The sequence below is a fragment of the Microbacterium umsixpiens genome, from assembly GCF_053543675.1.
In genome coordinates, this window is record NZ_JBLVOH010000114.1 from 23752 (window position 1) to 27394 (window position 3643).

A 3643-nucleotide genomic window follows, 5' to 3' on the forward strand; every position below is an offset into this window, starting at 1 on the left:
AACTGGTGCGCATCGTGCATCGTCGGCTCGTCCTGAGAGAGGAGCCCACGACGGCGCGTCCACAGGCGCCCGAGCAGGGCAGCGGTACCGAGCGTGGGCTGGCGGACGTCATCACGACGACGGTCGCCGTGCTCTCGTACGTGTTCGGAATCCTCGCCACAGGCTTCGGCATCCTGGTCTTCCTCGGGCGCTACGACCCGGACGTGAGCGCCTCCGCGTTCTCGCTCGCGGGCGCGGCCATCGCGCTGTTCGGTCTCCTGGTGTTCGCGGTCGCCGCCGGTATCCGCCGGGGGAGCGGGCTCTCGCGGCTGTTGCTCACGCTCTTCCTCGGGGTCGTGCTCGCACTCAGCGCAATCGTGCTCGTCTTCGGAGACCGGTGGGACTGGGGAGCAGCCGTCACTGCCGTGGTCGCCGCCCTCATCGTCGTCCTGCTCTGGACACCACCGGTCGCCCGGGGTTTCCGGCCCGTCCTGGAGAGTTCGATGGGGAGTACGGCGCCGTAGCGATGTCGCGAGCTCGAGCGGCGCTCAGCCGGTCCACTCGATGAGGATCAGCCCCTGACGCGTGTCCGCGAAGCGCACCCATCCGTCGCCGAACAGATACGTCATCCCGTACCCGTCCTCATCGAGTCCCATCGCGTATCGCGGATCCTCCGTGAAGTACACCCCGTCCGGGCCGTCCTCGCGCTTCCACCCCTCGGAGAGCAGGCCGGACTGGGCCTGCGCGGCGTCCTCCGAACTCAGAGATGCCCAGCCATAGAGCTGACCGTGGTCGGACGCGACGCTGTAGTCGGCCCAGAAGCACAGCAGCCCGTCGGTCAGCGCGACCCCGCCGACGACGAACTCCTTCGACTGCGCGGTCCATCCCATATCCGTGAACACGGAAACCGTTCCCGCCGAGATCATGGATTCACACGTGAGCTCGCCGGGAGTCTCCGGGACGCTGGAGCTCACCGGCTCGGGGCTCGGAGCCGGGCTCGGGCGGACCGCATCCGATGTGGGTGAGGCCTGCGGCCCCGCAGGTGCTCCGCACGCCGTCAGGGCGACGAGAAGCACCAGGGCGCCTGCGGCGGCGGAGATGATGCGGAGGGTCATCCGGTGCCTCGTGGTTCGGATCAGTCGTGCATGAGCTTCAGGAACTCATCGTGGAGCGTGCCGTTGGTGGCGAGTGTCGAGCGCGCCGATATCGTCTCGGCGCCGTCGGCGGCGGTCATCCGCCCGCCGGCCTCCCGGATGATCGGCACGGCCGCGGCGATGTCGTATTCCTTGACATCGAATTCGGCGACCATGTCGATTCGCCCTTCGGCGAGAAGCATGTAGGAGTACACGTCGCCGTAGGCGCGATCGCGCCAGACGCGTGCCGCGACTCGGAGGAGGGAGTCGAGCCGTCCCGCGTCGGACCACTGCGCGATGCTCTGGAAGCTCACACTGGCATCGTCGAGCGATGACACGGTGGAGACCTGGAGTCGGCGGGGCTCGCCGTCGGTCGCGGTCCAGGAGCCTTCGCTGGCGGCTCCCCACCAGCGCCTACCCAGTGCGGGCATGCTGACGACACCGACCTGGGGGACGCCATCGATCGCGAGAGCGATCATCGTGCCCCACAAGGGAACGCCGCGGAGGAAGTTCGCCGTGCCGTCGATGGGGTCGATGATCCACTGGCGATGCGTCCCGCCCTGCGCGCCGAACTCCTCGCCGAAGATCCCGTCGTCGGGTCGCTCGGTCTCGAGGATGGTGCGGATCGCACGCTCCGTCGCGAGGTCGGCGTCGGTCACGTGCGACTTGTCGGCCTTGGTGGAGATCTCCAGGTCGGCCGCATCGAACCGCGGGAGCGACTGGGCGTCGGCGGCGTCGGCGAGGCGGAGCGCGAGGAGGAGATCGCTGCGCAGGTCATCGGCGTGAGGGGAGGCGGTCACGCTCCCAGGATAGTCGGCGGAACAACGGGCGCTGAGGGCCGAACGGCCATGTTTCCGAGTGCGACGGGCACCGGCACGCCCGGGCCCACCTCGATTTCGCATGGGGGCGGTCGGCTGGTAATGTAATTCCTCGGTCGGGGTTATCCCGGGCCACGCACCTCTAGCTCAATCGGCAGAGCAACTGACTCTTAATCAGTGGGTTCTCGGTTCAAGTCCGAGGGGGTGCACGGAACAGCCTCAGAAACTCTCGCCAGTTTCTGGGGCTTTTCTGCATTCTTGTGCACGCGATCCGCTTGTCGATCCGGACAGGCCCGCGAAGTCCGGGTTTCTGAGGGCTTGCAGAGAATGCCGGTGTACCGCGTAATGGGCTCTCGTCGAGGCCGTCTCTCACACGGGGACAACCGCGTCACCGCCATCGGATGCGTCGCTGCGCAGCAGCACGGCCGAGGCGGTGAGGCTTCGACAAGAAACTGGGGAACACCGTGTACAGAAGTAATCGGCGCGCGCGATCGCGCCGCGCATCCATCACGTTCGTCGCCGCCGCTGCGGCGGCACTCACCGCTGTGGTCACGGGCGTGGGCGCCGGCGCAGCCATCGCTGCCGAGTACGACCATCCCGCGGCCATCGATCCTGCGTCGATCACGGTGACCACCGTGGACGGCGATGAGACTCTGGCGCAGTTCGATCAGGTGCGCGTGGGCGCGGACTGGTCGGTGCCGGATGGCGCTCTCGGCGGCGAGACGTTCGGGTTCACTCTTCCGAGCCAATTCGCTCGGTCCGGCCTGACATTCTCGGTCCCCTCGACCGACGACCCGACGGAGATCGTGGCCGAGTGCGCCGTCAGCAGCGACGCGGCACCGGTCGTGACCTGCACCCTCACCGACTACGTGAACGGACGCACCGGCGTCAACGGTTCGCTGTGGTTCCTCGCCAGCGCGGACGAGCAGAGCACGGAAACGACCCTGGAGTTCGTCATCGACGGCAAGACCACCCGGGTCGAGACCCCCGGGGGTGGGATCACGCCTGTGGCGCCGCTGCCCACGGAGCCTCAGAAGGTGTCGTGGCAGACGGACGACGGCAGCATCGCGTGGCAGCTCGAGCTTCCGGGCGCGAGTTTTCCCGGCGTCGAGTCGATCGTCGTCGACGATGTGCTGACCGCGCCGAACGGTGAAGTCGCAGAGCATCACAACCAAGACGGCCAGCTCGCGGTCTGGAGCACCGACGCAGACCAGCAGGACTACCGGACGATCACGAACTGGACCGGTGCCTGGAACGAGGGCGGCACGGCGTTCCACCTCGAGATCCCGGGTGCGATCGATCCCGCACGGACGTACTTCGTCAAGTACCTCACGGTACCGAGCACTCAGGCGGACGGGACCTCATTCAGCAATGTCGCCAATGTCAACGGAGTGGTGCTGCAGGACCGAGAGGTCTGGCAGGTCACGGGTGGCGGCACCGGAGACGGAACCGCCACCGGTGCGTTCACTCTGACCAAGGCTATGGGCGGCTCCGGAGCGACGGATGTGCCGGCCGACGCCGAGTACACGGTCCGCTACAGCTACGGCGACCCGGCGGTCGAGAAGACCGTCGCCGTGATCGCAGGAGCGACGACCGCTCCCGTTCGCCTCCCCGCCGGCACCGTCGTCACGCTCGAGGAGCTGACCCCGCCGGCCATCGACGGCATCGAATGGGGTGCGCCGGTGTTCTCGGGCACCGGAGTGCGCGCGACCG

General features: G+C 67.9%; 3 protein-coding genes, 1 tRNA gene and 1 pseudogene. 3 read left to right on the forward strand and 2 right to left on the reverse strand.

Annotated features, from left to right (window positions below):
* Positions 1-503 (forward strand): annotated as a pseudogene (locus ACNPM4_RS11525) (cation-translocating P-type ATPase); the annotation flags it as partial.
* A 24-nt stretch (positions 504-527) separates the two neighbouring features.
* Here ACNPM4_RS11525 and ACNPM4_RS11530 read toward each other — a convergent pair.
* Entirely contained in the window at positions 528-1094 is a 567-nt protein-coding gene (locus ACNPM4_RS11530; RefSeq protein ID WP_029263594.1) for a hypothetical protein, read from the reverse strand.
* A gap of 20 nt (positions 1095-1114) precedes the next feature.
* Complete coding sequence (locus ACNPM4_RS11535) at positions 1115-1912, reverse strand: inositol monophosphatase family protein (protein ID WP_258133983.1); 798 nt, start codon at positions 1910-1912, stop codon at positions 1115-1117.
* Positions 1913-2066: 154 nt separating this feature from the next.
* Here ACNPM4_RS11535 and ACNPM4_RS11540 point away from each other — a divergent pair.
* Together ACNPM4_RS11540 and ACNPM4_RS11545 are read left to right on the forward strand one after the other, a co-directional pair.
* A tRNA-Lys gene (locus tag ACNPM4_RS11540) sits at positions 2067-2139 on the forward strand.
* A gap of 255 nt (positions 2140-2394) precedes the next feature.
* On the forward strand, positions 2395-3643 hold a 1249-nt coding region (locus ACNPM4_RS11545; RefSeq protein WP_448985795.1), incomplete at its 3' end, for an Ig-like domain-containing protein.